We start from the raw sequence: 25,290 nt of genomic DNA, 5'->3' as shown, positions 1-25,290 counted from the left end.
CAAGATCGGCCTGTCCGGCCCTAGCCCCGCAGGGCCGCCGGGACGACGGCGAACAGCGCCGCCGCCAGCGTGACGGACAGGCACAGCGCGGCCCAACGGGTGCAGATCCGGCGGCACTCGCTGCGGTAGCGGGCAGCCAACCGGCGGCAACGTTCGACGGCGCGGTCGACCACCTCCTCCGCGTAGCGCAGCCGGTCGGCGGCGTAGGCCTGTTCGAGGCTCTCCCGCTCGGCGGCGGGCAACCACGGGAACTGCTCGGCGAAGGCCCGAGCGTCCCGTTCGGCCGCCGCCACCTCGGCCTCCCAGGCCAGATAGCCCTCCAGTCGGGCGATCTCCACCCGGGTGTTCACCCGGCCGCCGCCGGCGGCCCTGCCCTGCCGAGGGGTCCGCGCTCTCGGCGGACGCTGTCTGCCACCCATGACCACTCCTCAATGTCCTGTCGAGGTGTGCGGTCGGGACGCCCGTGTCGAGCCGTCCCACCGAACCGGCGCGCGGGAGATCGCTCCGCGACCAGGTCACTACTATCAGTGACCAACCAGGGGCGCGGGGCGACTCGCCGAGCCTCCCGGCGACTCATCACAACCCCGCCCGCCGGACACGCTCCGCGCACGGACCTGTACCATCGGTCGTCATTGCGACGTTGCTCCCCGGCCCGTCCGGGGCACGAACCTGGAGGTCGGCCATGCCCGATGCCGGTCGGTTCAGCGAGTTGGGCGAGCAGGGCTCGCGCGCGGTCATGGAGGCGGCCGCCGCCTTGGAGCGCGAAATCGCCGCCGGGCTCGCCGACGCCAAGACGGCCGGAGCGCGGGTGACCGGCGAACACCGGGTCGACCAGGAGGAGTTCGACAAGCTGGTGCAGCGGGTCTCCGAGAACACCCACCAGCTGATCGACGCGGTGAGCGCCCGGGTGCTCGGCAGCACCACCGGCGACGCCGCCGAGCAGACCCAGAAGCTCACCGCCGACGCGCACGACATCGTCAACCTGCTGCTCAGCCTCGGCAGCCTCGCCCCCGGCGTCGCCAACCAGGGGCTGGCCAACGCCTTCGGGCCGCAGCGCACCGCCGCCCAGGAGCCCGACGGCCGGCAGGAGGGGTGACGCCGCCACGGCTCACCGGCGACGCCCCGCTGGTCGAGCGGGTGCTGGCCCGCTACCGGGAGCGGACGGTGGCCGCCCTGCTGGGCCACATCCCGCAGCAGAGCCCGCCGTACCTGTACGAACTGGCCGCCGACTACCCGGCCCGGCCCTGCAAGGGGCTGCGCGCCGCGCTCTGCCTGGCCACCTGCGCGGCCTTCGGCGGCGATCCGGTGCGCGCGCTCAACCCGGCCGTCACGGTCGAACTGTTCCACAACGCCTTCCTGATCCACGACGACATCCAGGACGGCAGCGAACTGCGCCGGGGCGAGCCGACCCTGCCGGCCCGCTACGGCGCCGAGGTGGCGCTGAACGTCGGCAACGCCACCAACCTGCTCGCCCTCCAGCGGCTGATGGCCAACCGCCGGGAGCTGGGCGGCGAGCTGGCCTGGCGGCTGTTCGAGGAGACCGAGCTGATGTGCCGCCAGTCGCTGGAGGGGCAGGCGCTGGAGATCGCCTGGATCCGCGACAACGCCTGCGGCCTGACCCCCGGCGACTACTACCGGATGTGCCTCAAGAAGACGTCCTGGTACACCTTCCTCTACCCGTGCCGCACCGGGCTGCTGGTCGCCGAGGGCGCCGACGCCGAGGTCACCCGGCTGGACCGGTTCGGCTGGTACCTGGGCGCGGCGTTCCAGATCCAGGACGACGTGCTCAACCTGGTCGGCGCCGAGGAGGAGTACGGCAAGGAGATCGCCGGGGACCTCTGGGAGGGCAAGCGCACGCTGCTCCTGATCCACCTGATCGAGCGCTGCACGCCCGCCGAACGCGCCCGCGTGCTCGGATACTTGAGCGCGACCCGGGCGCAGCGAGGCCCCGGCGGCGCCGAGGAGGTGCGCTGGCTGCTCGACCGGATGGCGGCGTACGACTGCGTGGAGAGCGCACGACAGGCGGCGGCCGGGCTGGTGGCGGCCGCCGAGCGGGAGATCGACCAGGTACTCGGGGCGGAGCCGGTCGGGGGCGAAGGCCGGGGCCAGGAGGCCGACGAGGCACGGGAGTTCCTGTTCGCGCTGCCCGGCTTCGTGGTCGAGCGGGGGCGCTGACGCCCGGCGGGTACGCCCGAAGAATACTGCGTGCCACGCACTCTTGCGCGGCACGCAGGTTTCCGGGAAGAGTGGTGGCCGTGACGACGAGTCAGACCGGGCTGCGGGAACGGAAGAAGGCCGCGACGCGAGCGGCACTGAGCTGGGCCGCGTTGCGCCTGGCGGTGGAACGGGGACTGGAGAACGTCCGGGTGGAGGACATCGCGGCCGCGGCCGGGGTGTCGCCGCGCACGTACAACAACTACTTCTCCAGCAAGGCCGAGGCCATCGTCTCCCGGCACTGCGACCGCATCCGCCTCGTCAGCGAGGCGCTGCGCGACCGGCCGGCGGCCGAACCGCTCTGGGAAGCGCTCACCCTCGCCACCCTCACGCCCTTCGAGGGTGCGGCGGAGCAGCCGGACCCGCAGTGGACCACCGCGGTGCAGCTGTTGCTGCGCGAACCGGCGCTCCAGGCCGAGACGGCCCGCGCCGGCGCGGCCGCCGAGGCCGCCCTCGCGGCGGCGGTGGCCGCCCGGACCGGGACCGACCCGGACGGGCTCTACCCGGGGCTGGTCGCCACCGCCGTCCTGGCCGCGCTCAAGGCGGCCGGCGACCAGTGGCTGCGCGCCGACCCGCCGGTACCGCTGCGACCGCTCCTGGCGGAGGCGCTGCGGCAGCTGGCGGCCGGGCTGCCCGACCCGTCGTCTTCGTGAACTCACCATCGCACAGGGGGATTTGCCATGACCAACGATGTCATCATCACCGGCGCCGGCCCGAACGGGCTGATGCTGGCCTGCGAACTCGCGCTGGCCGGAGTCCGGCCGGTGGTGCTGGACCGGCTGGCCGAACGCTCCGCGGAGCAGAAGGCCAACGGGCTGGTCGGCCAGGTGATCCGGCTGCTGGACCACCGCGGCCTGTACCAGCGGCTCAGTGGCGCCCCGGGCGCGCCGGATCCGGTACCCCGCTTCGTGTTCGGCGCCTTCCCGCTCGACCTCCGGCAGCTCGACGGCAACCCGCTGCACGCCCTGCCCGTTCCGCAGCACCGGATCGAGGCGGCGCTGGAGGAGCGGGCCCGCGAACTCGGCGTCACCGTACGCCGCGGCTTCGAGGTCACCGGCCTGACCCAGGACGACACCGGGGTGACCGTCGACGTCGACGGCCCGAGCGGGGCGGAGCAGTTGCGCGCCCGCTACCTGGTCGGCGCCGACGGCGGCCGCAGCACCGTCCGCAAGCTGGCCGGGATCGGCTTCCCCGGGGTCACCTCGCCCGACCCGGTCGCGCGGATCGCCCACGTGCTCCCGCCCGCTGAGCTGCGCGTCCTCGACACCGGCGAGGTGCTGCTGCCCGGCTGTCCCACGCCCTTCCTCCCGTACACCCACACCCGCACCGACCACGGCGTCTTCCTTCTCGCCCCGATGGGCCCGGAGCTCGTCATGATGGCCACGCTGGAGTGGAGCGGACCGCCCGTCGACGAGTCCGTGCCGCCCACCGTGGACGAACTGCGCGCCAGCGTCCGGCGGGTGACCGGCGCCGACCTGGCGCTCGCCCCGGCGAGCACGCCCGGTGCGCACACCCCGCGCCGCCAGGTCGGCCACAACACCCGGCTCGCCGAGCGTTACCGCGAGGGCCGGGTCCTGCTGGTCGGCGACGCCGCGCACGTGCACGCCGCCACCGGCGGCCCGGGCCTCAACCTGGGCCTGCAGGACGCCGCCAACCTCGGCTGGAAGCTGGCCGCCGAACTCCAGGGCTGGGCGCCGCCCGGCCTGCTGGACAGCTACCACCGCGAGCGGTACCCGATCGGCGAACGGGTCTTCATGCACTCGCAGGCCCAGATGGCCCTGATGTCCCCGGGCCCGGCCGTCACCGCCCTGCGCGCCCTGTTCGGCGAGCTGCTGTCCCACCAGGACAACCTCGGCCGGATCGCCGCCCTCATGGCGGGCAGCGACGTCCGGTACGACACCGACTGCCCGCACCCGCTCGCCGGCGGCTTCGTGCCGGACCTCCCGCTCACCACCGCCGCCGGGCCCACCCGGCTCGCCGAAGCCGCCCGCAGCGGCCGCGCCCTGCTGCTCGACCTCTCGGAGGGCCCGACGCAGCTCGCCGAGCTCGCGGCCGGCTGGAAGGACCGGGTCGACGTCCTCGCGGCCGGCTGCCCGCAGCCGCCCGCCGGCGCGCTGCTGCTGCGCCCGGACGGCTACGTCGCCTGGGCCGCCGCGCCCGGCGAGGCGGACCCGGACGGCCTGCTGCACGCGCTGCGCGCCTGGTTCGGCGAACCCGCATCCGCCCGCCTCTGAACACCCGCCCCCGGACGGCGTCCGCCAACTGACGTCGGATCACCATCGGTCGGGGCCCGCCGGCTCGGCGAGGAGCGCGCTCCGGAGGCGTCCGAAGGACGGCCGGACGGCGCTCGCCCGGGCCGAGCCGGCGGCCCCGGTCGGGGCGGCAGGCGTGGAGGAGGGAGAATGGACGGCATGTCCCGACGTCGCCCCACGCCCCGCCCCACCGCCGCGCCCCGGCTGCTGCCCTCCTCCCCCTGCCCGTGCGGCCTGCCCACCGCCTACGGCGACTGCTGCGGGCGGCTGCACCGCGGCCAGGGGGCAGCCGGCACCGCGGAGGCCCTGATGCGCTCGCGGTTCAGCGCCTTCGTCGCCCAGGACGAGGCGTACCTGCTGCGCACCTGGCACCCGGACACCCGGCCCGCCGAGGTGGACTTCGACCCGGCGCTGCGCTGGACCGGCCTGGAGGTGGTCGCCACCACCGAGGGCGGCGCCTTCCACGCGGAGGGCACGGTCGCCTTCCGGGCGCACTGGACCGAGGGTCGCGAGGAGGGCGTGCTCACCGAGCACAGCCGGTTCGTCCGGTACGAGGGCGCTTGGGTGTACCTCGATGCCCTCTCGCTCGGCTGACCCCGAGGGTCTCCTACAGGTAGTCGTCCAGGCGACCGAAGGAGAAGCCCTGCGCCGTGACGTCGTTGACCACCTTGCGGAGCAGCTCCGGCATCGAGGCCTTCCAGATGCCGGTGCCCCGGAAGTGGGTCAGGATGATGTCGCCCGGGTGGAGCTTCTGGTCCCCGTAGCGCCACTCCATGTGGTCCGGGAAGGCCTCCTCGTTCCACAACGGCACCGCCTCGACGCCGCAGGACGCCGCCGCGCGCAGCGTGTCGTCGTTGTACTCGCCGTACGGGGGCCGGAAGAGCCGGGGGCGGACGCCGATCTCCTTCTCCAACTGGTCCTGCTGGCGGCAGATCTCGTCGTGCTGGGTGTCGTAGTCGAGGACCTTCAGGTTGCGGTGGTTGATGGTGTGGTTGTTGATCTCGACGCCCTGGTCGTGCAGGTCGCGGAAGTAGCCGTAGTTCGAGCGGGCCAGGTAGTCGGAGACGTAGGTGCTGAGCGGGATGCCGAGTTCGGCGGCCATCCGGGAGAACTCGGGGTCCTTCTCGTCGCCGTCGTCGACGGTCAGGAAGACCACCTTCGCGTCGGTCGGCACCCGGTACACCACCGGCGGCCTCCCGTCCTTGAGCTTCACGCCCTGGGACTGGGTCAGCACCGGCCTGGTCGCCGGGCGCGGCGGGGTCTTCAGCGGCGGGCGTTCCAACCCCCAACGGCGCGCGGTCTCCGCCGACGCCAGGGCGGCCGCCTCCTGGCGGGCCACCGCCTCGGTGCGGCCCTCCTCCTCGGTGCGGGCCAGGCCCGGCAGCGCCTGGGCCGCGGCGGGCGCGGCGTTCACCTTGTTGGGGACGGCATCCGGCCGGGCGGAGCCGGCCGGCCCGGCGCAGCCGGCGGCGACGGCGGAGAGGCAGACGGTGGTCAGCAGGCCGGTCCGCACACCCGCGCCCAGGCCGGCCCCGGTCTGCTGACGCCCCCTCAAACCACCATTAATGCGACGATTTGATGATCTGTTCATACCCGCACTGCTCCCCTGCAGCGCACCTCCGCCAATCCCCTCATCACCCGCGCGGTGCAACGACGCGCCGGGTGCCTTGCCCGTCCTTTGCCGAGCCGACGCCCGAACCGACGGCTGACCGGGCACGGCCACGAAAACCCGATTGCGGCCAGAGCGCACGACCACCGATCATGCGCGCATGACCATCACCGCGCCCCGCACCTCCGATCACTGGTCCGTCACCACGGCCGACGTGACCACACCCGAGGCCCTGGCGCTGCTGCGCGACTACTACTACGACGTGGCCAACCGCTACTGCCGCCTGTACCTCGGCCGCGAGGGCACCCCCGAGGAACTGGAGTCGGGCCTGGCCGACACCCCCAGCGACGACCTCGCCGAGCCGGACGGCCTGTTCCTGATCGGCTGCTACGACGGCGCGGCCCAGTCCTGCGCCGGCCTGCGGCGGCACGACGCCGACACCGTCGAGCTGACCCGGGTCTTCGTCCGCCCCGGCCTGCGCGGCACCGGCGGCGGCTCCCGGCTGCTCGCCGCCGTCGACGAGGCCGCCCGCTCGCTCGGCGCCCACCGGATCGTCCTCGACACCCGCCTCGACCTGGTCGAGGCCCGCGCGCTCTACACCCGCCACGGCTACCGCGAGATCCCGGCCTACAGCAGCGGCCCGTACGCCCAGATCTGGTACGGCAAGGAGCTCGGCCGCTAGGGCCTGTCGACGTCGCCGCGCAGGCGGGGGTTCGAAGACCGGCCCTCGGGCCTGTCGGCGCGCTAACCCGCCTGTGCCAGCGCGGCGGTGAGTTCCGCGGCCGAGGGTGGGTTGGAGCCGGGGCGGGAGACGGTCAGCGCGGCGGCCGTCACGGCCTGGGTCAGGCAGTCGGGGAGGCCGGCGCCGGCCGCGCGGGCGGACAGGAAGGCAGCCGTGAAGGAGTCCCCGGCACCGACGGTGTCGGCCACCGGCACCCGGACCGCCTCGGCCCGCGCCCGTACGCCCTCGGCGGTGAGCGCGAACGCGCCGTCGGCGCCCAGGGTGACCGCGACCACGGCCGGCCCGAGGGCGAGCCAGCGGTGCGCGACCGCCTCCGCACTCTCGCCGGGGTAGAGCCAGGCCAGGTCCTCGTCGCTGGCCTTGACCACGTCGCTCAGCGCCACGCAGCGCTCGACGCGCCGCACGGCCTGCGCCCGCTCGCCCATCAGCGCGGGGCGCACGTTCGGGTCGTAGCTGACCGGCGCCCGGCCGCGCCAGCGCTCGACCAGGTCGAGCACCGCCGCCGCGCCCGGGTCGGTGACGGCCGCGATCGAGCCGAGGTGGATCGCGGCCGGCGCCGCGCGCAGCTCGGTCGGCGGCAGTGTCCAGCCGATGTCGAAGGTGTACCGCGCCCGACCCTGCCCGTCGAGTCGCACCACGGCCGAGGGCGTCCGCTCGACCTCGGCGGCCCGGACCACCACCCCCGCCGACTCCAGGTGCGCCCGGATCAGTCGGCCGTTGGCGTCGTCCCCGAGCTGGGTGAGCAGGGTGGCCGGCCGACCCAGCCGGGCCAGGCCGTACGCGACGTTCGCGGGGCTGCCACCGGGGTGGACCGTGTCCGGGGCGCCATCCGTGCGGACGATGTCGGCGACGCACTCGCCGATCACCAGAACGTGCGAATCGGGGCTGGTCACGGCGGCTCCTGGCATCCGGTACGCGGGCGTCGTCTCGGCCGCCAGCCTACGGGGTGCACGCGGGCATGAGGGACGGCCGCCGGACCTGGCCAGGTTCTCCGACGGCCGTGGCCTCGTCCGTCAGGGGGCGAAGCACTTCGAACGTTAGTCAGCGCCCGTCGGCCCCGCCAGCAGTGTGGTCCGTCCGGGGGATGGCCGGGTGTCGGCGCCGTTGCCGGAGACGCCGCCCGGCCGCCGCCCCCGGTCCACTAGCATCCCTGCCCGGTGCGTCACGCACGTGCCGCCGCCGGGCCCCGCTCCTCGGCCCGGCTCCCGAAGCACGACGCCCCAAGCACGACGCCCGACGCACGACGCCCGACGCACGACGTCCCAAGCCCGACACCCCAAGCCCGACTCCCGAAGTGCGGTGATCACCCTGCTCAGGCCCCGTGCCGGACTCGCCCTCGCGCTCGCGCTCAGCACGGCGCTGCTGTCCGCCAGCGCCCCGGTCGCGACCGCCGCGGCAGGCCTCGGCGATCCGGTCTTCCCCTCGCTCGGCAACACCGGGTACGACGCGCTCGCCTACGACCTGTCCTTCGACTACCGGCCCGACACCCGCACGGTCGACGCGACCGCGGTGATCACCGCCCGGCTGTCCCGCACGCTGGCGCGCCTGGAGCTGGACGCGCTCGGCCTGACCGTGCGCGCCGTCCGGGTCGACGGGCGCCCGGCGGAGTTCGCCGCCCACGACGAGAAACTGAGCATCACCCCGACCCGGCCGCTGCACCGCGGCACCACCACACGACTGACGGTCGAGTACACCGCCGACCCGCGCGCCAGGCTCCCGCACACCGGCTGGGTGCCGACCCCGAACGGCTTCGCGGTGGCCGGCCAGCCGGACGCCGCGCACACCGTCTTCCCGTGCAACGACCACCCGAGCGACAAGGCCCGCTTCACCATCGCCGTCACCGCGCCCGATGCTCTCCAGGGCGTCGCCAACGGGGAGTTGGCGCAGACCGAGCGGCTCGACGACGGCCGGACCACCCGGCGCTACGTCTCCCGCGAGCCGATGGCCACCGAACTCGTGCAGGTCTCGGTCGGCGACTACATCGTGCGCGAGCGCACCGGCCCGCACGGCCTGCCGCTGCGCGACGTCGTCCCGACCGCCCGGGCCGCCGAGCTCGAACCCGCCCTGGCACTCACCGCCGACCAGCTGACCTGGGCCGAACAGCACCTCGGGCCGTTCCCCTTCGAGACCTACGGCCTCCTGCCCGCCGACACCGACGACCCGGACGCCTTCGCCTTCACCGGCCTGGAGACCCAGACCCTCACCCTCTACAAGCCGAACTTCCTCCGCCAACCCGAGCCCGCGATCGGCTCGCACATGATGCACGAGCTGGTGCACTCCTGGTTCGGCGACAGCGTCTCCCCCGCAACCTGGGCGGACCTGTGGCTCAACGAGGGACACGCCGACTTCTACGCCCTGACGTACCGCTACGAGCGCGGCTGGCCGGACGCCCAGGGCTCCACCACCCTGGTCGACCGGATGCGCTCCGTCTACGGCCTCGGCGACCAGTGGCGGCACGACGCCGGGCCGGTCGCCGCCCCCACCGCGGCCACGCTCTTCGACGGCCAGCGCTACACCGGTGGCGCGCTGGTGCTGTTCGCACTGCGCGAGCGGGTCGGCGCCGACACCTTCGACCGGATCGAGCGGACCTTCCTGCGCGAACACCGCCACGGCACCGCCAGCACCCAGGACTACCTGCGCACCGCCTCCGAGGTCTCCGGCCAGGATCTCAGCGGCTTCCTCACTGACTGGCTGTACGGGCTGCGCACCCCGCCGATGCCGGGTCACCCGGACTGGACGGTCACCCCGGTGGGCTCCACCCCGGCGGCGGCCGCGCGCGGCGTCCCCGCCGAGCCGCCGCACGGCTCCGGGACGCTCTGACCCGCTCGCCGGTCCGGGCCGGTCCCCGGCGCACCGCCCGTCCGGGCCTTCCTCGTACGCCCCGGGCGCGCCGCACCGTGCGCCCGGACGCCCCATGAGCGCCTCTGGCCGGGCGGGCCCGAGGGCGCCATCGTGGTGCGCACGGCCCGCCCGCCGCCCGGCCGAGTCCCGGCCGGCTCGCGGGCCGTCCAACGTCTCCGTGCCGGTCCGTCGGAATTCCCGCGTCCGGCACGCAACCCGGAGCACCGTCCAACGCGTTCAGCTGCCGTGAGAAGGACACCACGACCGCGGCCGACCAGGCCGACACGGCTGACGAGAACGGCGCGGACACCATGGCGGGGACGGCGGGATGAACGACGGTACACCGGACTTCGAGGAGTTCGTCTCCGCCTGCGGCCCGAAGATGCTGCGCGTGGCCTGGCTGCTGACCGGCGACCCGCACCAGGCCGAGGACCTGCTGCAGACCGCGCTCGCCAAGGTCTGGCCCAAATGGGAGCGGATCTCCATCGACCGGCCCGAGGCCTACCTGCGCAAGACGCTGGTGAACTGCCACGTCTCCTGGTGGCGTCGCCGCTGGACCGGGGAAGTGCCGCACGGCGAGCTGCCGGAGCCGCCGGCGGCGAACGCGGACCCGTACGAGGGGGTGGTGCTCGGGCAGGTGGTCGCCCAGGCCGTCCGTGCGTTGCCACCGCGCCAACGGGCCGTCGTGGTGTTGCGCTTCTTCGAGGACCTCAGCGTCGAGGAGACCGCCGAGGTACTGCGCTGCAGCACCGGCACGGTCAAGAGCCAGACGCACCGCGCGATCGCCGCGCTGCGCGGCCACTTGCCGGCCCGGGAACTGATGCTGGACGGGGGACACCGTGATCGGTACTGACCTGCTGGACCCCGACGACCCGGGGCCGGACGGCGTCGAGGGCGAGCAGGAGCTGCGGATCCTGCTCCACGAGGCCGTACCGGTACTGGCCGAGCCCGAGGACCGGATGGCCCAGATCCGCGCCCGCGCCGCCCGCACCCGGCGACGGCGGCGGGCGGGCGGGCTCGGGGCCGGCCTGACCGCCGGGCTGGTGGCCGCGGCGCTGGCCGCCGCGCCCGCGATCGCCCCCGGGCCGGAGCGGGCGGCGGCGGGGGGCACGGCGCCGGCCGCGACGGCGCCCGAGCCGACGGCCGCCGGTGGACCGTCCGTCGAAGCCGAGACGCACAGCACACCGATCCGCTTCTCGAGGTTCCCGATCGTGATGGTCGAGGTGCCGAACGGCTGGTACAGCCAGAGTGCCGTCTCTTCCGACTCCCGGGTGGCCTTCGGCTACCTGGCCACCGGGCCGATCGAGCCGACGCCCTCCTGCCCGCCGACGGCCGGCTCCTGCCCGCCCGCCGACCGGCTGCCCGTCGACGGAGCAGTTCTCACCCTCCGGGTGGGCGACGACCCGGGCATCATCCAGAAGCTCACCAACACGCAGGCCGGCCTCGCCAACACGCCACTCGACAAGGACTGCTCCCTGCGCGGCGGCAACAGCGAACTCGTGGGCCACCGGATCGTCATCCAGTCCGGCGCACCGCTGATGATCCAGCTGACGGCCTGCCTGAGGGGTCCCTCCGGCCGGACGCTCCAGCAGGTGCAGGGCGTGCTCGACTCGATCCGGAGCAACCCCGGGGGCACCAGCTCGCCGAGTCCCGGCCGAGGCTGATCCGCCCGTCCGGCCGGGCGGCGACCGCGCTGCGGGCCTCGGCGGTGGGCCGTGCCCGGGCCCGCAGCGGGCGGGTCAGTACCGCAGGACGGCCGCGATGTGACCGCGGGCGGTGAGTTCGCCGGTGGGGACGAACTGCACCTTGGCACCGGTGTCGAGGGCGCGCTCGACGATCTCGTCGACCATGTCCTCGCGGACGTCCGGCTCACCGGCCGCCGCCGGGACGAGGTGGTTATCGGTCACCCGGACGGGCTGCCAGTAGTCCTCCTCCACCGCGACCAGCGCGGCACGGCCCTCGGCGACGGACTGCCAGACCTCGTCGATGCCGGCGGCCAGGCCCTTGACGCCCTGGGCCTGGTCGAGGCGCTCGTGCAGCTCGGTGACGGCCTTGCTGCCCTGCTCGGCGACGGTGGCCCGGACGGCCTCGGCCACCGCGGCGGCCGACGCGTGGCCGAGGCCGCCCCGCGAGACCTGGGCGGCGGCCCGCTTGGCCACGGTGCCGACCTCGTCGAGCAGGGAGATCGCGGCGGCCTCGCCGAGCACGTAGAGCGGGCGGCCGTCGGCCTCCAGCACGGCGGCCAGCGCGGTGTCGGCCGAGCGCAGGAAGCGGCGGGTCTCCTCGTCGCGGAACGTGCTCGGCACGTCCCCGATCCGCTCCTTGCGCTCGACGTCCCAGTCCGGCGGGACCTGGTCGAGCGGGAAGCCGGCGGCCGTGTGCTCGACCAGGCGCGGCCCGCTGCCGCTGAACAGGGCGACCCGGTCGGCGGCGACGGTCAGCACCCAGTAGGGCGCACCGGCGGTGTAGGCGGAGACCAGGTTGCGGGTCAGGAAGGTCTCGGACAGCACGACCCGGGCGGGCACCGGGCGCGGCAGGTACCACACCTGGTGCTCGCCGGGGGCCGCGTAGATCACCAGGCCGTCCTCGGCGTGCACGAGGTCGACCTCGGTGAGCGCGCGGTCCAGCTGCTCGACGACGTCCAGCCGGTCGGCCCGGCTGACCGCCTCGTCGGCGTGCAGCCGGCTCTTCGCCTCGGCGACGAGGTTGCGCAGGCGGACCGGGTCCTGGGTGTTGTCGGGCTCGCTGCGGTGGGTGGGCAGCAGAACGGAGACGGCCGGGTAGCGCCGGGGGCGGCGCAGCTCGGCGAGGACGGCTGGCGTGAGCTCGGCTGCGTACATCGGGTGCCCTTCGTGTCGCGGTGGGTGGGTCGGGGGGCGATGAGTCCGACTGCGCGGCGATTCGACCGATTTGCCGGACTCATTCCCGTCCCCTCCCCATCCCACCGCCCTCCTACGCCTCCCGCCACGGGAGAGGGAATCGGCCGGCGCCGCCGTAACCCGCCCGGCGCATCGTCGTTGGACCCGCCATGAAGAAGCGCAGCATGCTCGCCGTCGCCTCGCTCGCCGTGGGTGTCGTGGCCTCGCTCACCGCGCCGAGTGCGCACGCCAGTGCCGTCGGGGGCCAGGACGGGGCGTCCGGGGCGGTGACGAGTGCGCCGGACGCGTTGCCGGGGCAGGTCGGGGACGCGGGCGGCGTGGTCGGCGAGGCAACGGGTTTCACGACGGGGGCGGCGGACGGGCTGGTCGGGATCACCCCGGCGTAGGTCGGGGCGGCTTCGGGACAGCGGGGCTTCGGGACAGCGAGGCGTCAGGACAGCGAGGCGCCGAGGTCCTGGGTCCAGTAGGCGCCGCCGGGGCCGGTGGCCAGGCCGATGCCGACGTCCTTGAAGCCGCAGTCCAGCATGTTGGACTGGTGGATGCCGCCGTCCATCCAGCGGGTGAACACCGTGGCGGGGGCGGTCGGGCCCCGGTCGAGGTTCTCGCCCCACTGGGACCAGCGGTAGCCGGCAGCGGTGAACCGGGCGTCGGTGCGGACGCCGTCGGGGTTGACGTGGTCGAAGAAGCCGCGGGCGACCATGTCGTCGGCGTGCTTCTGGGCGGCGGCGTGCAGCCGGGGGTCGATCCGCAGGGGGGCGCAGCCCGCCTTGGCGCGTTCGGCGTTGACGAGGTCCACGAGCTGGCGTTCGGGGCTGGGCGGTGGCGGGGCGCTGGGCCGGGTCGCGGTGGGTGACGGGGTCGGCGTCGGCGTCCCGGTGGGGGTCTCGGTGGGCGTGGCCGCGAGGGTGACCGGGGCGGCGGCCGGGGTCGCGACGGCCGTCGGGGTGTCGGGCGCGGCGGACGGGGTGGTGGGTTCGGGGGCCGCCTCCCGCGGGGATTCGGCGGGGTGCGACCAGACCAGGGCGAGGGTGGTGACGGCCACCACCGCCGCCGTGCCGCTCGCCAGGACGGCCTTGCGCGCCGCTGTCCCGGCCCAGCCGCCGTGGGTGCCGGCGGCGGTCGGGGTGGCGGTGGCGACGGTGGCCGCGGTGTGCTGGAAGTGCAGCAGCGCGGGCGAGCCGAGTGGGATCGGCACCAGGGCGAGGCCGGCCAGCAGCCCTTCGGCGGGGAAGAGGTCGCGGCCGAGGCGGTCGCAGGTGGCGCAGCCGCGGATGTGGCGGGCGATGCGCTTGCGCCACACCGAGTTGGGGGTGCCGTCGAAGCCGGCCGTGGCGTCGGCGAGTTCGGGGCAGCGGGGGTAGGCGCCGAGGGCGCGGACGACGACCCGGCCGGCTTCGAGTTGCTTCTTCATCCGCTGGACGCGGACGGCGGCGTGCTGTGGGGTCAGGTCGAGTGCTTCGGCGAGTTCGGCGCGGGTGAGTTCGCCGCCGGCCTCCAGCCACCAGAGGGCGAGGAGTTCGCGGTCGTCGGGGTCGAGCCAGCGGGTGGCCTCGGCGACTTCCCGGCGCTGGCCGGAGAGGCCGAGGCGCAGGATGGTGAGGTCGGTGAAATCGGCCCTGGGGTCGGCGAGTTCCCAGGTCTCGTCGAGGCCGCCGACGGTCGGCTGCTGCAGGCCGACGGTGTGGCGGCGGCGGACCTGGTTCATGGTGATGGCCACCAGCCAGGAGCGGAAGGACTCCGGTTCGCGGAGCCCGTCGAGGCCGTCCAAGGCGCGGATCATGGTCTCCTGGGCGACGTCGTCGACGTCGGCGTGGCCGTCCAGGGCGCGTCCGGCGACGTTGTAGACGAGCGGCAGCCAGGCGGCGACCAGCGCCTCCTGGGCCTGCCGGTCGCCCGCCTGGGCCGCGCGTACCAGGGTGGTCCCGGTCCCGTTCTGCACGTCAGCGTTCATGGTCCGCACTCCGTCTTGCCGTGTTCCGTCCTCCGCTGCCTCCTCGGAGACCTGCAGGGAGTGATCAGATAACAACAATTTGCGCGGAATCGGAAAACGGGCCCTGCCGAGGGGCCGGTCAGGCCGGAGCGGCGAAGACCTGGGTCCACCAGGGGCCGCCGGAGCCGCTCCGCACGCCCACCCCGAGCTGCTTGAACGCGCAGTTCAGGATGTTCGCGCGGTGGCCGGGGCTGTTCATCCAGGAGTCCATCACGGCGGCCGGGTCCTTCTGGCCGCGGGCGATGTTCTCGCCCCAGGTGCTCCAGCGGTAGCCGGCCGCCTCGATGCGGTGGTCGGCGTGGTAGCCGTCGGGGCTGGCGTGGTCGAAGTAGTTGCGGTCCGCCATGTCGTCGCTGTGCGACTGGGCCGCGCTCGCCAACCGGGGTTCGGCGGTGACCGGGCCGCAGCCGGCCTTGGCGCGTTCGACGTTGACCAGGTCGACGACCTGCTGGGCGTAACCGGAAGCCGCGCCGCCGCCGGCCGGGGCGGGCGCCGAGGTGCTCGCAGGGGCGGGGGCGGCGGTGCGCTGCGCGGTGGAGGGGGTGCCGGCGGACTTGGCGGGGGCGGACGTGGTGGCCGTCGCGGTCGGGCTCGGCTTCGCGGTGGCCGTCGGGGTCGCGCTGGCGGTCGGCGAGGTGGTCGGCGAGGCCGAGGCGGTGGTCGGGGCGGCACTGGTCGGGGCCGCCGCCGGGTCGGTGGCGGCCAGGTCGACCGGCGGCAGGGCGACGGTGGGGGCCGCTGCCCCGGCTCCGGGGACCTGGATGCCGTCGTGGGTGCCGGCCTCGGCGGCTATCAGGGTGTCCGCGGCCAGCGCCTGGCCGGCGGCGTCCCGGTCGGTCGGCTTGCCGGCGTAGGCCGCGTAGCCGGCCCCGGCCAGGGCGGCGAGCAGGCCGGTGCCGGCCACCGCGGCGACGACGGCGGAGACCGGGCCGAGCGGGCCGCGCCTTCGGGCCCGTCGGCCCCGGCCTCCGTGGCGTTCCGCGTGCCGCTGGGCGGCCCGGCGCGCGGCGCGGCCGCCCGTCCGGCCGGGGGCTCCGCTCCGTGCGCCGCTCTCGGCACCGCTCGCCGGGAGGATGGTCGTCCTGTCGTCGCTGTTCACGTGGCCACGCTTTCTGTCCGGGTCGGCGGGTCGGGTGCCGACACCTGGGAGACCTCCCGGCGGCGCGCCGATAACAGAAAGTCCGAACGAATGTCCGGAGGCGTGGTCACAGGACCGGCTCAGGGGCCTCCCGGATCCGGCTCAGGGGGCGTCGGGGGCCATGTCGTACGTGACGAACATGGTCCGGGTGGCGACCTGGTCGTACTTGCTTCGGGCACGGTGGTTGTCGTCGGACGTGATCCAGCGGACGGTGTTCCAGCCGCGTTCGGCGGCGATCGTCCGCAGCCTGGCCAGCAGCAGGTCCACCGCGCCGCCGCCACGCACCTCGGGCGCGACGAACAGGTCGTCGAGGAAGCCGCCGACGGCGCCGTGCAGCGGGCGGGCGAAGGGGCGGTAATGGGCGAGGCCGACCGGCGTCCCGTCGCCGTCACGGACCAGCAGGCCCTCCAGTTCGTGGTCCGGGTCGGTGAGCCAGGACCAGACCAGTTCGGCCTTCTCCGCCGGCATCGGCACCCGGTAGAACTCGCAGTAGCCGCGGAAGAGTTCGCGCCAGGCGGGGTAGTCGGTGCGCTCCGGTGCGCCGACGCTCCAGCGGGTCGTGGTGGTCAACTCGGTCTCCCTCGGTCGGGCGGGTCCCGGGGTCGCCGGGCCGCGGTGTGGCGCCAGCATGACGGGCCGTCGGCCCCGCGCCGATCTCCACCACGGCCAAGACCGGCCGTCCACGCACTCCACTCCGGCGCGGTGCGGGCCGCTCGCGGACCGGCCTGCGCGCGCCGGGCCACCCGCGGGATCGGGCCGGACTCCCGGACGGCACGGGTCCGGCCGGAACTGGTCGTCGAGATCGCCTCCGACGGCTCCAGCTCGGCCTCCGCCACCCGGCCGGGCGAGCGGCAGGACCGGCCCGGCCGGGTGGCGGGGGCCGGCACCGGCACCGCCGTACGGGAGATCGCCGCCACCGAGGGGCTGTGAGTCGCGGGTTGGCGGAGTAACGTCAATTTCAAACCTCCCGCGCGGCGGGGCTGCTCCGGACCCCAACCGAATCGGCCATTCTGGGCGATCCCGGCATCGCACCCTCCGTGGACGCAGAGGTGACGGTTAGGTTGGCAATGACAACGAGAGGCGGCCGCCGGACGCCCGGCGCCGCACTGGCGAGAGGTGCTCGACCATGCAGGTGAGCGTCGACCGGGACCGCTGCTGCAGCTCCGGCATGTGCGTCATGAACGCCCCGGACATCTTTGAACAGGACGACCAGGACAGCCTGGTGAGGCTCCGTCAGACCGAATTCGAGCCCGCGCAGTTCGCCGTGCTGAGACTCGCCGCCGATCTCTGCCCGGGCGGCGCGATCAGCGTCACCGAGGAGGACGCCGTCGAGGCGGCGCCCGCCAAGGACGCCGGCTGAGACGCCCGACCGGCTCCCGACGACTACTGACCGTTCCCGACCGCCGCCGCGCGGACCGTCAGCCCCGGCACCACCAACCCACCCAACCGAGGACATCGCGACGCAAGGAGACCCCACCTTGACGAGCACACCCACCACCCAGGCCGTGCCGATGCCGGCCCCACGCGCCGTCGGCTGCCCGTTCAGCCCGCCGCCCGCCTACACCGAGGCCGCCGCGACGGCGGCGCTCACCCGCGCCAGCCTGCCCGACGGCGAGTCCTGCTGGCTGGCCACCGGCTACGCCGAGGTCCGCGCCATCCTGTCCGACCGCCGGTTCAGCGCCGACGCCCGCCACCCGGCCTTCCCGATGCTGGTGGCCAACCGCCGGGAGCTCATCATCGAGAACCCGAGCTTCATCCGGCTCGACGACCCCGAGCACGCCCGGCAGCGCCGGATGGTCACCGGCGATTTCCTGGTCAAGCGGGTCGAGGCGATGCGCCCCGACATCCAGCAGATCGTCGACGAGGCACTCGACCGGATGACCGACGGCAGGACCGAGGCCGACCTGGTCGCCGAGTTCGCGCTGCCGGTCCCCTCGCTGGTGATCTGCCTGCTGCTCGGCGTCCCGTACGAGGACCGGGACCGCTTCCAGGGGCTGAGCCGGACCCTGCTCAGCAAGCACGGCTCGGCCGAGGAGGTCCGGGCCGCCTTCGACGAGCTGAGCGAGTACCTCGGTGGCCTCGTGGCCGACAAGCGGGAGCAGCCGGGCGACGACATACTCAGCCGCCTCGCCGTCCGGGACGACCTCACGCCCGACGACATCGCCTCGACCGGCGTCCTGCTGCTGGTCGCCGGGCACGAGACGACCGCGAACATGATCTCGCTCTCCACCGCCCTGCTGCTCGAACAGCCCGAGCAGATCGCCCTGCTGGCCGACCCGGCGACCCTGCCCGGCGCCGTCGAGGAGCTGCTGCGCCACCTGACCATCGTGGACACCGGGCTGCCGCGGGTGGCGCTGGAGGACGTCGAGCTGGGCGGCACCGTGATCAAGGCTGGGGAGGGCGTGATCGCGCTGCTCTCCACCGCCAACCAGGACGAGAACCTGTTCGGCGGTGCCGACCGGCGGCCGGCCGACGAACTCGACCTCGGCCGGGACGCCCGGCGGCACATGGCCTTCGGCTTCGGCGTGCACCAGTGCCTCGGTCAGCCGCTGGCCCGGGCCGAGCTCCAGATCGCCCTGGCCACGCTGTTCCGGCGGCTGCCCGGCCTGCGGCTGGCGGCCACACCGGACAAGCTGGAGTTCCGCTCGGAGACGCTCATCTACGGAATGCGGTCACTGCCCGTCACCTGGTGACGGCGCCCGGTCGACGAACGGGCGGGGCCGGCCGGCGGACCGGTGGTCCGGCTGGCCCTGACGCCGGGGCGGGGGCAGGCTGGAAGGGCGAGGGACAGACCCGGCCCTGCCGCGCCCCTGGCCCGGGCGCGCTCGGACCGGCCGAGGAGACGGAGTCCGCGATGACCGACATGAGCGAACGGTCCGAGGTGAGCGCCGACCGCGACGAGGACGTCCGCGCCGCGGATCCCGAAGAAGGCATCACCTCGATGCAGAACCTGCACGCGCAGGACACCTCCCAGGCGGAGGGTGCGCCCACCCTGGAGGAGTCCGGTCCGGATCGCTGAGCATCTGTGAGCAGCCGGCCGCCCGGTGGCACCGGGCGGCCTTCGCGACCGCAGGTGTCGTCGCCCGGGTGGCGGCTCACCGGCGGGGGAGGATAGGCGCATGACCGAACACGATCACAACGGCAGGCAGGCCCAACCGCCCGTCGACCCGCGCACGTCGTGGGCGACCTGGACCACGCAGTCGATCATCAGCGGACCCGGCGGGGTGACCACCACCGAGGTCGGCCCCATCTCCGGCGACCTCACCGTGCACACCACCTGGGTCGACGGCGAGACCCGGCTGACGGTCCAGTACACCGGCGCGCTGGACTGGTACACGGTGGCCGGCAGCCCCGTGCCGGCGGCCGACGAGACCACCGCGCGAGCGATCCACCAGGCGATGGTGAACGGCGTCAAGGCCGGCCGCGGCGCGGCCGCCCCGGCGCCACCGGGGGCCTAGGGTTTGTCCGGGGGTCCGGCCGAGCCCGGCAGGACCCCCGGCACGTCCTGTTCACTCCCCCGGGACGACCTCGCCCTTCACCACCGGCGCCGCGGCGGCCCAGTAGGCGCGGTCGGCCGGGGGACGCGAGCGCAGGTCCGTCCGGACCTCGCCGGCCAGCCGGCGGGTGTCGCGCCGGTTGACGGTGGCCCCGATGCCGGCGCCGACCAGGAGCGGGGTCAGCGACGGCAGCCGGCGCAGCGAACTGCGGGTGAGCCGGCGGCGGACCTGCTGGCGCACCTCCGCACCGAGCGCCAGCGCGGCGAACCCGGCCGGCCGGGTCAGCAGTCCCGCGTCGATCCCCCGGTGGTTGGCCCAAGCTCCCAGGTAGGCCCCGGCACGCTGGGTGATGCTGCCCGGGGCCCGGGCGCCGTAGACCTCGTGCAGCTCGGCGATCAGCTTGATCTCCACGGCCGCCACGGCGAGCGTCTCGGCCGCGATCTCCACCGGCATCGCGGGTGGCACCGGCATCATCGCCGCCGCCCCCACGCCCGCGCCCAGCGCGCCGGAGGCCCGGACCGCGCCGGTGACCAGCAGGTCGGCCAGCGCCTCGGGGTCGGTCGCGCCGGGGTGCTGGGCGCGCAGCGTGGCGAGGTCGCGCACCGGGATCCGGGGCGCGGTCTGCACCAGCTGCTCGGTCAGGGCCCGGCCGCCGAACGCGGCGCCCCGGGCGGCGGCCCGGCCGCCGGTGCCGAGCAGGCGGGCCACGTTCCCCACCAGGGCCCGGCCCCGGCCGCGCTCGGCGCGGTACTCGGCGACCTGCCAGTCCCCGACGGACTGCTCGGCCTCCTCGACCAGTTCGGCGAGCTCGCCGGCCAGGCCGACGTCGGGGGCGGGGGCCGGGGTGGGATCGGGGGCGCGTCTGGAATGTCCGGGTTTACGGAAGACTGCCATGGATATCCGGTACCCCCTCGGCCCCGGCGGTACGCGCTAGTCGGTGATCTCCACCCCGCGCCAGAACGCCACCCGGTCGCGGATCTCCTCGGCCTCCGGCTTCGGGTCGGCGTAGAACCAGGCCGCGTCGGGGTTGGTCTGCCCGTCCACGTCCAGCGTGTAGTAGCCGGCGGTGCCCTTCCAGCTGCACACGGTGGTGGTCCCGGACGGGCGCAGGAACTCGGTCCGGACCGAATCGGCCGGAAAGTAGTGGTTGCCCTCGACGACGACGGTCTCGTCGCTCTCGGCGATGACGGTGCCCTGCCAGCGTGCTGTGGTCATGCCCGCGATTCTGCCCCAGGGACGGGCGGTGGCCGGGCGGTTCCCGGAAATCGGGCGGGCGGAGCGGAGATCGGGCCGGGCGGAGCGGCGATCCGGCGGCCGGAGCGGGCGATCGGGCCGGGCGGCAGCCGGGCGGTCAGGGCAGCGGCTCGGCGTGGACGGGCAGGTGCGGGGACTGGTGGCCGCCGCTGGCGAGCATCCGGACCTCGCCGGCGTCGCTGATCTCGGCCCGGACGATGCCGCTGGCGTCCTCGTACACGGGGTGTCCACCGGGGCCGGTCGCGCTGGTGCGGGTGACCACGACCACGTCCTGCGGGGCCTGGGTGCCGGGTGTGCCGGGGAAGGTGAGCATGTAACGGTTGGCTGGGTTCATCTCCGTCTCCTGATCCCGGTCTCGTGGCCCGGCGCCGGCCCGACCGACGGGCCCGTCCTGCGGCGGGAGTGCCTACACGGTGGCCTCGGCGGCCCGGGCGGGCGCGCCGCGGACCTCGAGTTCGGCGAGCAGCCGGGCGGTCGCCTCGGCGACCACGTCCACGGCCCGCTCGAAGGCCTCCCGGTTGTGCGCCGCCGGGGCACGGAAGCCGGACACCTTCCGGACGTACTGCAGCGCGGCGGCGCGGAAGTCGTCGTCGTCGGCGTCGGGCGTCACCGGCGGTCGCAGCGTCTTGATGTTGCGGCACATGCACCCAGTCTCGCGCGTGGACGCCGCGCTGGCGACCCCCACCCGTCACACGGACCTCACGGCGGCGTCATGCGGCCGGATTAGGATGCCGGACGAACGAATCCCCCGTCCCGCCGCCGCCTCCCCGTGCGCGGGCGTCACCCCGGAGTCACCCCCTTGCCTCTCGCGCTGCTCGCGCTGGCCGTCACCGCGTTCGCCATCGGCACCACCGAATTCGCCGCCATGGGGCTGCTCCCCCAGGTCGCCGACGACCTGCGGGTCTCCATCCCGCAGGCGGGCTGGCTGATCTCGGCGTACGCGCTGGGCGTGGTCGTCGGCGCCCCACTGCTGACCGCGCTGGCCGCCCGGCGTCCGCGCAAGACGGTGCTGGTGGCGCTCGCCGGGCTGTTCGCCACCGGAAACCTGCTGTGCGCGCTCGCGCCGGACTTCTGGACGCTGGCCGCCGCCCGGCTGGTCACCGGGCTTCCGCACGGCGCGTTCTTCGGGGCCGGTGCGGTGGCCGCGGCCGAGCTCGTCGCCCCGAACCGGCGGGCCCGGGCGGTGGCCGTGATGTTCTCCGGCCTGACCGTCGCCAACATCGTCGGCGTACCGGCCGCCACCCTGCTCGGCCAACACCTGGGCTGGCGGGCGACCATGCTGGTGGTCGTCCTGATCGCCGCCGCCGGGACGCTCGCCATCGCGCGGCTGGTGCCGCCGCTGCCCTCCCCCGGGCAGTCCGGGCTCCGGCACGAGCTGCGGGCCTTCCGCAACGGGCAGCTGTGGCTGGCCCTGGCCACCGTGGTGTTCGGCTGCGGCGGCTTCTTCGCCTGCTACAGCTACATCGCGCCGCTGCTCACCGAGGTCTCCGGGTACGCGACCGGCTCGGTGACGCTGGTGCTGGCGCTGTTCGGGGTCGGGATGACGATCGGCAACGTGCTCGGCGGGTTCGCGGCCGACCGGGCGCTGCGCCCGACGGTCTGCGCGGCCTTCGTGCTGCTGGCCGCCACCCTGGCGCTGTTCGCCGTGACCGCGCACGCCCGCTGGTCGGCCGCCGTCACGGTGGTGCTGATCGGGCTGTTCGGATTCGCGATCGTGCCGGCGGTGCAGACGCTGGTCCTGCAGAAGGCGCGCAGCGCGCCGACGCTGGCCTCGGCGACAGTGCAGGGCGCGTTCAACCTGGCCAACGCGCAGGGGGCCTACTTCGGCGGGCTGGCGCTGGACGCCCGGCTCGGCTGGACCGCACCGACCCTGGTGGGCGCCGGCCTGGCCGGCTCGGGCGCGCTGATCGCGGTGCTCGCCTGGGCCGCCGACCGGCACCGGCCGGCCCCCGTCGCACCGGAGCCGGCCGCGGCCGTGACGCCTCTCGGCGTCGGGGGTCAGTACGTCTAAGGCCTGTCGAGGGGCTCGATCTCGCGGTGGGCGGCGGCCAGCAGCAGGTAGCCCTCGCCGTTGGCCTTGATGCCGGCCTTCTCGTCCTCGGTCAGCTCGCGGCGGACCTTGGCCGGGACGCCCGCGACCAGCGAGCCGGGCGGCACCCGCATCCCCTGCGGCACCACCGCGCCGGCCGCGACCAGCGACCCGGCGCCGATCCGGGCGCCGTTCAGCACAGTGGCGTTCATCCCGACCAGGGCGTCGTCCTCGACCACGCAGCCGTGCAGCACCGCGTTGTGCCCGACCGAGATCCGCTGGCCGACCACCAGCGGGAAGCCCGGGTCGGCGTGCAGGGTGCAGTTGTCCTGGATGTTGCTGTCCGGGCCGACGGTGATGGACTCGGCGTCGCCGCGCAGCACCGCCCCGTACCAGACGCCCGCGCCCCGGCCGATCGTCACGTCCCCGACCACGACGGCGTTCGGTGCGAGGAAGGCGCTCGGGTCGACGGCGGGCACCCTGCCCCCGACTGCGGCGATCAGCGGCTCTGCCATGTCTCGTCCTCCTGGTGACGGTTCCCCGTGACGGTGGGCCGTTACGGGTCGCCGGTCAGCGTAGGGGGTGGCCGTCCGCAGCCGGACCCTGGCCCTGCGAGGCGCAGCAGTCGGCCGCCGAGTGGGGCGCGGATGAACGTCCCCAGGTCCGCCGTGGTGGAGATGCCCGCGCCGGAGGGGCCGGCCATGGGGCAGCACGGTGGCCCCGAAGGTCCGGGGCGGGGGCGCGGCGGGCCGGGGAGGGTCAGGAGGCCGGGGCCTTGGTGCGCAGGATCTCGATGAACGCGCGCAGCCAGGCCGGGTGGTCGGGCCAGGCGCGGGCCGAGACGACGACGCCGTCCACCACCGCCTCGCCGTCGACGAACTCGGCCCCCGCCGCCTTCACGTCCGGCTCCAGCGCCGGGTAGGCGGAGCTGCGGCGGCCGGACAGCACCCCGGCCGCGGCGGTGATCAGCGGGCCATGGCAGATCTGCGCGACCGGCTTGTCACCGGCGAAGAAGTGCTGGACGATCCGCTGCACGTCGGCGTTGTTGCGCAGGTACTCGGGGGCGCGACCGCCGGGGATGACCAGCGCGACGTAGTCGGCCGGGTCGACGTCGGCGAAGGCGAGGTCGGCGGGCCAGGTGTAACCGGGCTTCTCGGTGTAGGTGTCGTAGCCGTCGACGAAGTCGTGGACGACGAACTGGAGGCGCTTCTTGGTCGGGGCGGCGATGTCGACCTGGTAGCCCTCCTCGCGCAGGCGTTGGTAGGGGTAGAACACCTCCAGCGACTCGGCGGCGTCCCCGGTGACGAGCAGGATCTTCGATGTCATCGCCGACATCCCTCCACATGGTCGAGCGTCCGACATGGCGCGGGCCCGGTCCGGTGGCCACCGGCGGCGCGGGTCCGGTCCAACCTCCCGCACCGGCCGGGCCGTTGGCAACAGGGCGCACCGGCCGGGCTGCGACGTGTGACCCTCGCTGCGCGCCCGCCGCCGTCCGTGTGCGCCGGGTCACCGCCCGGCTGCGGGCGGCGGCGGCGCGCGTCCTAGACTCCTGCTGCCGCCACGACCGCACTCCCGGAGGAGCCCATGCCGGACCGCACCACCTACCTCGTCCTGCCCGGCTACCAGAACTCGGGCCCCGAGCACTGGCAGACCCGCTGGGAGAGCGCCGAACCGGACGCGTTCCGCCGGGTGCAGCAGGCCGACTGGGACCACCCCGACCAGCCGGACTGGGTGGCCCGGGTGGACGCGGCGGTGGCCGAGGCCGCCGCCGACGGGTCGGTGGTGCTGGTCGCCCACAGCCTCGGCTGCATCACGGTGGCCCACTGGGTGGCCACCGCGCCCGCCGAGCGGACCGCCGCGGTGCGCGGCGCGTTGCTGGTCGCCCCCGCCGACATCGACACCGCCGAGGTCCCGGAGCTGGCCGGCTTCCGCCCGGTGGCCCTGGCTCCCTTCCCGTTCCCGACCGTGGTCGTCGCCAGCACCGACGACCCGTGGGCCGCCCCCGAGCGGTCCCGGCTGTTCGCCGGGGCCTGGGGCGCCCGGTACGTCGAACCGGGCGCGCACGGACACCTCAACTCGGACTCCGGGCTGGGCGACTGGCCGGAGGGCCGCAAGCTGCTCGCTGAGCTGTGACACATCGGACGGGGGGACGATGAGGAACCGGATGCCGAAGGCCAGGCGCGTCCTGGTCCGGCTGCTGCTGGCGGCCGGGGTGACCGCCGTGCTGCTCTACACCGAGGGGCAGTGGGAGAGCCGTTCGGGCGGGCTGATGCTGGTCGCCGACCTGCTGAACCAGCCCGAGCTGCTGCTCGGTGCAGCGCTGGCCGCGCTGATCGCCGCCGCCTGGCTGGGCGACCGGCGCACCGCCGTACGGACGGCCACCCGCGCGGTCACGGTGACCGCCGGCGTGGTGTTCCTGCTCGGCGTGCTGGCCGCGCACAAGGTCGCGGCGGCCGAGACCCGCCGCCGGGAGACCGCCCCGGCTCAGCCCGAGCGGGCCCTGGTCGTGGTGCACCGCTCGTACGGCGTCGGACCGAAGAGCGGCGACGACTGGCAGGTGCTGCTGGAGGCCGGTGCGGGCTGGACCGCGCGGCGCTGGTCACTGGCCCAGATCGGCCGGGCTCCGGACGACGCCCGGCTGGTGGAGGCGAGTTGGACGGGCCGGGACCAGATCACCGTGGTCACCGACTCCTATCGGCGCGTCTTCAACCTCGACCAGGACAGCGGCGAGCCGGTCGAGGCGCGCTAGGTGTTCTGTCCCGTGAGGTTGGGGATGCGGCTTGCGGGTGGTTGGCCTGCGAGTGCGGTGTGTCCGCGGTGGTGATTGTAGGTGTGGAGCCAGGCG

General features: G+C 74.7%; 31 protein-coding genes. 18 read left to right on the top strand and 13 right to left on the bottom strand.

Features of this window, described 5'->3' with window-relative positions; all coding sequences use genetic code 11:
• Positions 1 to 20: 20 nt before the first annotated feature.
• Positions 21 to 419, bottom strand: a complete 399-nt coding sequence (locus P3T27_RS28400; RefSeq protein WP_280683512.1) for a cytochrome C oxidase subunit I — start codon at positions 417 to 419, stop codon at positions 21 to 23.
• A 263-nt stretch (positions 420 to 682) separates the two neighbouring features.
• Between P3T27_RS28400 and P3T27_RS28395 the strand changes: the two genes are divergently transcribed.
• From P3T27_RS28395 to P3T27_RS28375, 5 genes are all read left to right on the top strand, one after another.
• Positions 683 to 1,096 (top strand): hypothetical protein, encoded by a 414-nt coding sequence (locus tag P3T27_RS28395; RefSeq protein WP_280683510.1) that lies wholly within the window; start codon positions 683 to 685, stop codon positions 1,094 to 1,096.
• Positions 1,093 to 2,175: a polyprenyl synthetase family protein gene (locus P3T27_RS28390; RefSeq protein WP_280683508.1), complete on the top strand. Its 1,083-nt coding sequence runs from the start codon at positions 1,093 to 1,095 to the stop codon at positions 2,173 to 2,175. The genes P3T27_RS28395 and P3T27_RS28390 overlap by 4 nt, the downstream gene beginning before the upstream one ends.
• A gap of 80 nt (positions 2,176 to 2,255) precedes the next feature.
• Positions 2,256 to 2,867 carry a TetR family transcriptional regulator gene (locus tag P3T27_RS28385; protein WP_280683506.1) on the top strand — a complete coding sequence of 204 codons (612 nt, stop codon included), beginning with the start codon at positions 2,256 to 2,258 and terminating at the stop codon, positions 2,865 to 2,867.
• A gap of 27 nt (positions 2,868 to 2,894) precedes the next feature.
• On the top strand, positions 2,895 to 4,448 hold the full coding sequence (locus tag P3T27_RS28380) for an FAD-dependent monooxygenase (RefSeq protein ID WP_280683504.1): 1,554 nt from the start codon (positions 2,895 to 2,897) through the stop codon (positions 4,446 to 4,448).
• Positions 4,449 to 4,625: 177 nt separating this feature from the next.
• Positions 4,626 to 5,060 (top strand): YchJ family metal-binding protein, encoded by a 435-nt coding sequence (locus P3T27_RS28375; protein WP_280683502.1) that lies wholly within the window; start codon positions 4,626 to 4,628, stop codon positions 5,058 to 5,060.
• 13 nt (positions 5,061 to 5,073) lie between these two features.
• Here the strand turns inward: P3T27_RS28375 and P3T27_RS28370 are convergent, their stop codons facing one another.
• Complete coding sequence (locus P3T27_RS28370) at positions 5,074 to 6,021, bottom strand: polysaccharide deacetylase family protein (protein ID WP_280683500.1); 948 nt, start codon at positions 6,019 to 6,021, stop codon at positions 5,074 to 5,076.
• A 214-nt stretch (positions 6,022 to 6,235) separates the two neighbouring features.
• Here P3T27_RS28370 and P3T27_RS28365 point away from each other — a divergent pair, with 214 nt between their 5' ends.
• Positions 6,236 to 6,757, top strand: a complete 522-nt coding sequence (locus tag P3T27_RS28365; RefSeq protein WP_280683498.1) for a GNAT family N-acetyltransferase — start codon at positions 6,236 to 6,238, stop codon at positions 6,755 to 6,757.
• 62 nt (positions 6,758 to 6,819) lie between these two features.
• Here the strand turns inward: P3T27_RS28365 and P3T27_RS28360 are convergent, their stop codons facing one another.
• Positions 6,820 to 7,710: a carbohydrate kinase gene (locus P3T27_RS28360; protein ID WP_280683496.1), complete on the bottom strand. Its 891-nt coding sequence runs from the start codon at positions 7,708 to 7,710 to the stop codon at positions 6,820 to 6,822.
• Between the two features lie 406 nt (positions 7,711 to 8,116).
• On the opposite strand from P3T27_RS28360, the gene P3T27_RS28355 reads away from it, so the two are divergent.
• The 3 genes from P3T27_RS28355 to P3T27_RS28345 all read left to right on the top strand — a co-directional run bounded on the left by P3T27_RS28355 (position 8,117) and on the right by P3T27_RS28345 (position 11,322).
• Positions 8,117 to 9,637, top strand: a complete 1,521-nt coding sequence (locus P3T27_RS28355) for a M1 family metallopeptidase (RefSeq protein ID WP_280683489.1) — start codon at positions 8,117 to 8,119, stop codon at positions 9,635 to 9,637.
• 349 nt (positions 9,638 to 9,986) lie between these two features.
• Complete coding sequence (locus tag P3T27_RS28350) at positions 9,987 to 10,511, top strand: SigE family RNA polymerase sigma factor (protein ID WP_280683487.1); 525 nt, start codon at positions 9,987 to 9,989, stop codon at positions 10,509 to 10,511.
• Positions 10,498 to 11,322 carry a hypothetical protein gene (locus tag P3T27_RS28345; protein WP_280683485.1) on the top strand — a complete coding sequence of 275 codons (825 nt, stop codon included), beginning with the start codon at positions 10,498 to 10,500 and terminating at the stop codon, positions 11,320 to 11,322. The genes P3T27_RS28350 and P3T27_RS28345 overlap by 14 nt, the downstream gene beginning before the upstream one ends.
• Before the next feature lie 75 nt (positions 11,323 to 11,397).
• Here the strand turns inward: P3T27_RS28345 and P3T27_RS28340 are convergent, their stop codons facing one another.
• Complete coding sequence (locus tag P3T27_RS28340; RefSeq protein ID WP_280683483.1) at positions 11,398 to 12,498, bottom strand: chemotaxis protein; 1,101 nt, start codon at positions 12,496 to 12,498, stop codon at positions 11,398 to 11,400.
• Positions 12,499 to 12,686: 188 nt separating this feature from the next.
• Between P3T27_RS28340 and P3T27_RS28335 the strand changes: the two genes are divergently transcribed.
• Positions 12,687 to 12,923 (top strand): hypothetical protein, encoded by a 237-nt coding sequence (locus P3T27_RS28335; RefSeq protein ID WP_280683481.1) that lies wholly within the window; start codon positions 12,687 to 12,689, stop codon positions 12,921 to 12,923.
• A gap of 44 nt (positions 12,924 to 12,967) precedes the next feature.
• On the opposite strand, the gene P3T27_RS28330 is transcribed toward P3T27_RS28335, so the two are convergent.
• From P3T27_RS28330 to P3T27_RS28320, 3 genes are all read right to left on the bottom strand, one after another.
• Positions 12,968 to 14,488, bottom strand: coding sequence for a sigma-70 family RNA polymerase sigma factor (locus tag P3T27_RS28330; RefSeq protein ID WP_280683479.1), 1,521 nt, complete (start codon positions 14,486 to 14,488; stop codon positions 12,968 to 12,970).
• Between the two features lie 118 nt (positions 14,489 to 14,606).
• The gene (locus P3T27_RS28325) at positions 14,607 to 15,626 is read right to left on the bottom strand and encodes a CAP domain-containing protein (RefSeq protein WP_280683477.1); all 1,020 of its coding nucleotides are present in this window, start codon (positions 15,624 to 15,626) and stop codon (positions 14,607 to 14,609) included.
• A 141-nt stretch (positions 15,627 to 15,767) separates the two neighbouring features.
• Entirely contained in the window at positions 15,768 to 16,235 is a 468-nt protein-coding gene (locus P3T27_RS28320) for a GNAT family N-acetyltransferase (RefSeq protein ID WP_280683475.1), read from the bottom strand.
• A 132-nt stretch (positions 16,236 to 16,367) separates the two neighbouring features.
• Here P3T27_RS28320 and P3T27_RS28315 point away from each other — a divergent pair, with 132 nt between their 5' ends.
• The 5 genes from P3T27_RS28315 to P3T27_RS28295 all read left to right on the top strand — a co-directional run bounded on the left by P3T27_RS28315 (position 16,368) and on the right by P3T27_RS28295 (position 19,123).
• The gene (locus P3T27_RS28315; protein ID WP_280683473.1) at positions 16,368 to 16,595 is read left to right on the top strand and encodes a hypothetical protein; all 228 of its coding nucleotides are present in this window, start codon (positions 16,368 to 16,370) and stop codon (positions 16,593 to 16,595) included.
• Between the two features lie 196 nt (positions 16,596 to 16,791).
• Positions 16,792 to 17,025 carry a ferredoxin gene (locus P3T27_RS28310; RefSeq protein ID WP_280683471.1) on the top strand — a complete coding sequence of 78 codons (234 nt, stop codon included), beginning with the start codon at positions 16,792 to 16,794 and terminating at the stop codon, positions 17,023 to 17,025.
• A 151-nt stretch (positions 17,026 to 17,176) separates the two neighbouring features.
• The gene (locus P3T27_RS28305; RefSeq protein ID WP_280683680.1) at positions 17,177 to 18,358 is read left to right on the top strand and encodes a cytochrome P450; all 1,182 of its coding nucleotides are present in this window, start codon (positions 17,177 to 17,179) and stop codon (positions 18,356 to 18,358) included.
• A 161-nt stretch (positions 18,359 to 18,519) separates the two neighbouring features.
• Positions 18,520 to 18,684 (top strand): hypothetical protein, encoded by a 165-nt coding sequence (locus tag P3T27_RS28300; protein ID WP_280683469.1) that lies wholly within the window; start codon positions 18,520 to 18,522, stop codon positions 18,682 to 18,684.
• 100 nt (positions 18,685 to 18,784) lie between these two features.
• Positions 18,785 to 19,123 (top strand): hypothetical protein, encoded by a 339-nt coding sequence (locus P3T27_RS28295; RefSeq protein ID WP_280683467.1) that lies wholly within the window; start codon positions 18,785 to 18,787, stop codon positions 19,121 to 19,123.
• 51 nt (positions 19,124 to 19,174) lie between these two features.
• On the opposite strand, the gene P3T27_RS28290 is transcribed toward P3T27_RS28295, so the two are convergent.
• The 4 genes from P3T27_RS28290 to P3T27_RS28275 form a co-directional block, all read right to left on the bottom strand.
• Positions 19,175 to 20,056, bottom strand: coding sequence for a hypothetical protein (locus P3T27_RS28290; protein WP_280683465.1), 882 nt, complete (start codon positions 20,054 to 20,056; stop codon positions 19,175 to 19,177).
• A 36-nt stretch (positions 20,057 to 20,092) separates the two neighbouring features.
• The gene (locus tag P3T27_RS28285) at positions 20,093 to 20,377 is read right to left on the bottom strand and encodes a DUF427 domain-containing protein (protein WP_280683463.1); all 285 of its coding nucleotides are present in this window, start codon (positions 20,375 to 20,377) and stop codon (positions 20,093 to 20,095) included.
• A gap of 136 nt (positions 20,378 to 20,513) precedes the next feature.
• Entirely contained in the window at positions 20,514 to 20,729 is a 216-nt protein-coding gene (locus tag P3T27_RS28280; RefSeq protein WP_280683678.1) for a DUF6296 family protein, read from the bottom strand.
• A 93-nt stretch (positions 20,730 to 20,822) separates the two neighbouring features.
• Entirely contained in the window at positions 20,823 to 21,059 is a 237-nt protein-coding gene (locus P3T27_RS28275) for a DUF2277 domain-containing protein (protein WP_280683461.1), read from the bottom strand.
• A gap of 156 nt (positions 21,060 to 21,215) precedes the next feature.
• Here P3T27_RS28275 and P3T27_RS28270 point away from each other — a divergent pair, with 156 nt between their 5' ends.
• Positions 21,216 to 22,427 (top strand): MFS transporter, encoded by a 1,212-nt coding sequence (locus P3T27_RS28270; RefSeq protein ID WP_280683459.1) that lies wholly within the window; start codon positions 21,216 to 21,218, stop codon positions 22,425 to 22,427.
• Here P3T27_RS28270 and P3T27_RS28265 read toward each other — a convergent pair.
• The gene (locus tag P3T27_RS28265) at positions 22,424 to 22,960 is read right to left on the bottom strand and encodes a gamma carbonic anhydrase family protein (RefSeq protein ID WP_280683457.1); all 537 of its coding nucleotides are present in this window, start codon (positions 22,958 to 22,960) and stop codon (positions 22,424 to 22,426) included. The genes P3T27_RS28270 and P3T27_RS28265 overlap by 4 nt on opposite strands.
• A 244-nt stretch (positions 22,961 to 23,204) precedes the next feature.
• Entirely contained in the window at positions 23,205 to 23,771 is a 567-nt protein-coding gene (locus tag P3T27_RS28260) for a DJ-1/PfpI family protein (RefSeq protein ID WP_280683455.1), read from the bottom strand.
• 258 nt (positions 23,772 to 24,029) lie between these two features.
• Between P3T27_RS28260 and P3T27_RS28255 the strand changes: the two genes are divergently transcribed.
• Both P3T27_RS28255 and P3T27_RS28250 read left to right on the top strand, forming a co-directional pair.
• Complete coding sequence (locus P3T27_RS28255) at positions 24,030 to 24,578, top strand: alpha/beta hydrolase (protein ID WP_280683453.1); 549 nt, start codon at positions 24,030 to 24,032, stop codon at positions 24,576 to 24,578.
• Positions 24,579 to 24,609: 31 nt separating this feature from the next.
• Entirely contained in the window at positions 24,610 to 25,194 is a 585-nt protein-coding gene (locus P3T27_RS28250) for a hypothetical protein (protein WP_280683452.1), read from the top strand.
• Positions 25,195 to 25,290: the final 96 nt, after the last annotated feature.

It is taken from the genome of Kitasatospora sp. MAA19, from assembly GCF_029894125.1.
GTDB lineage: Bacteria > Actinomycetota > Actinomycetes > Streptomycetales > Streptomycetaceae > Kitasatospora.
Note: the sequence above shows the minus strand (reverse complement) of the source record. Positions and strands in the feature narration are given on the sequence as shown.